Source organism: Streptomyces sp. NPDC054961, from assembly GCF_053609145.1.
The window spans coordinates 212442-214447 of the sequence record NZ_JBSGWY010000008.1 but is presented as its reverse complement, the minus strand read 5'-3'; the positions used below and the strand labels follow the sequence as shown (position 1 = coordinate 214447).

The following is a 2006-nucleotide window of genomic DNA, read 5'->3' as shown; positions in this document are numbered from 1 at the left end:
CCGCGCGGGCGCCGGGGGGGGTGCGGTCGATCTTCTCTTGGTGTGGTGGTGTGGTGCCCGCGGGCGGCGCGCCGGCGCCCGGCGCCCCCCCCGCTTTCGCCGCTACTTGACCCCGAGCCACGACTCGATGGGGTGGAGCGCGAAGTAGACCACGAAGATCACGGTCAGTACCCACATGAAGGCACCGATCTCGCGGTACTTGCCCTGCGCGACCTTGATGGCCACGTAGGAGATCACACCGGCGGCGACTCCAGCCGTGATCGAGTAGGTGAAGGGCATGATCACCACGGTCAGGAAGACCGGGATGGCCGTCGCGCTGTCGGCCCAGTCCACGTGGCGGGCGTTCTGCATCATCATCGCGCCGATGACGACCAGGGCCGCGGAGGCGACCTCACCCGGGACGATCTGGGTGATCGGGGTGAAGAAGAGGCAGGCGGCGAAGAGCAGCCCGCTGACGACGGAGGCGAGACCGGTACGGGCTCCCTCGCCGACGCCCGTGGCGGACTCGACGAAGACCGTCTGGCCGGAGCCGCCCGCGATGCCGCCGATGGCGCCACCGGCACCGTCGATGAACAGCGCCTTGGAAAGGCCCGGCATGCGGCCCTTGTCGTCGGCGAGCTTGGCCTCGGTGCCGACGCCGATGATGGTGGCCATCGCGTCGAAGAAGCCGGCGAGCACGAGGGTGAAGACGATCATGCCGACCGTCATGACACCGACGTCGCCCCAGCCGCCGAACTCGACCTTGCCGAAGAGCGAGAAGTCGGGCATCGAGATCGCGGAGCCCGAGAGCTCCGGAGCGCCGTTCTTCCAGGCCTTCGGGTCGATGTCCACGACGGCGTTCAGGATGGCGGCGAGGACCGTTCCGCCGACGATGCCGATCAGGATCGCGCCGGGGACCTTGCGGGCCTGCAGCATGAAGATGGCGAGCAGGGTCACGCAGAAGAGGAAGACGGGCCAGCCGGCGAGCTCACCGGCGGCGCCGAGGGTCACCGGAGGGGCGAACTCCCCGCCGTTGCCCACGAAGCCGGCCTTCACGAGGCCGATCAGGGCGACGAACAGGCCGATGCCCATGGTGATCGCGTGCTTGAGCGCGAGCGGGATCGCGTTCATGATCATCTCGCGGAGGCCGGTGACGACCAGGAGACAGATCACGACGCCGTACATCACGCACATGCCCATGGCCTGCGGCCAGGTCATCTGCGGTGCCACCTGCGAGGACAGCACACCGGACACGGAGAGGCCGGCGGCCAGCGCGAGCGGGACCTTGCCGACGAAGCCCATGAGGAGCGTGGTCAGCGCGGCCGCGAACGCGGTGGCGGTGATCAGAGCCTTCTGGCTCATGACGTCTCCGGCGACGTCCTTGCCGGAGAGGATCAGCGGGTTGAGCAGCAGGATGTACGCCATGGCCATGAAGGTCGTGAGACCTCCGCGGACTTCGTTTCCGACGTTGGATCCACGCTGCGTTATGTGGAAGTACCGATCGAGCCAAGACCGTCCGGCGGGGGGACGAGAGCCGTCGCCGGCCTCTTCCGCACTGGTCTTGGGCTCCACAGAGGACTGGGTCATGGTGCCTAACTCCCAAGGTTCAAAGGGGCACCCGCATAAAGACTGGAGACACGGGATTTGGGAAATGCCGTTGGCTGCACGACCCGGGGTGACGGCCCGAGGCGACGCGAAGGTGCACTGCGTGTACTGCGGGTACTGCGGGGGTTCTGCGGTACGGCTGGTACTGCTGGCCTCGCCGGGGGTGATGGGTCCGGCCGGGGGTGGTTCCGGGGTGTTGCCGGTGAAACTGACCGCGAGCGGTGCGGTGCTGATGACTCCGGACTTCCGTGCTCCGGGCGGTACGGCTGGAAGTGTGACGTTCCCGCGCCGCACCGCCCGGAAATCTGTGGGGTGGGGGGGGGGGCCGCGCCCCCCCCCCCCCCCCCCCCCGCGGGGGGGGGGTGGGGGGGGGGGGGGGGTGGGGGGGGGGGGGGTTTGGAAAACACGGGGTGGTAAAAAAA

The 2006-nt window shown here is 68.7% G+C and carries 1 protein-coding gene; it reads right to left on the bottom strand.

The window, feature by feature from the left end; translation table 11 throughout:
- Window positions 1-102 precede the first annotated feature (102 nt).
- Window positions 103-1566 carry an NCS2 family permease gene (locus tag ACWF9Z_RS11255; RefSeq protein ID WP_453600291.1) on the bottom strand — a complete coding sequence of 488 codons (1464 nt, stop codon included), beginning with the start codon at window positions 1564-1566 and terminating at the stop codon, window positions 103-105.
- Window positions 1567-2006 lie beyond the last annotated feature (440 nt).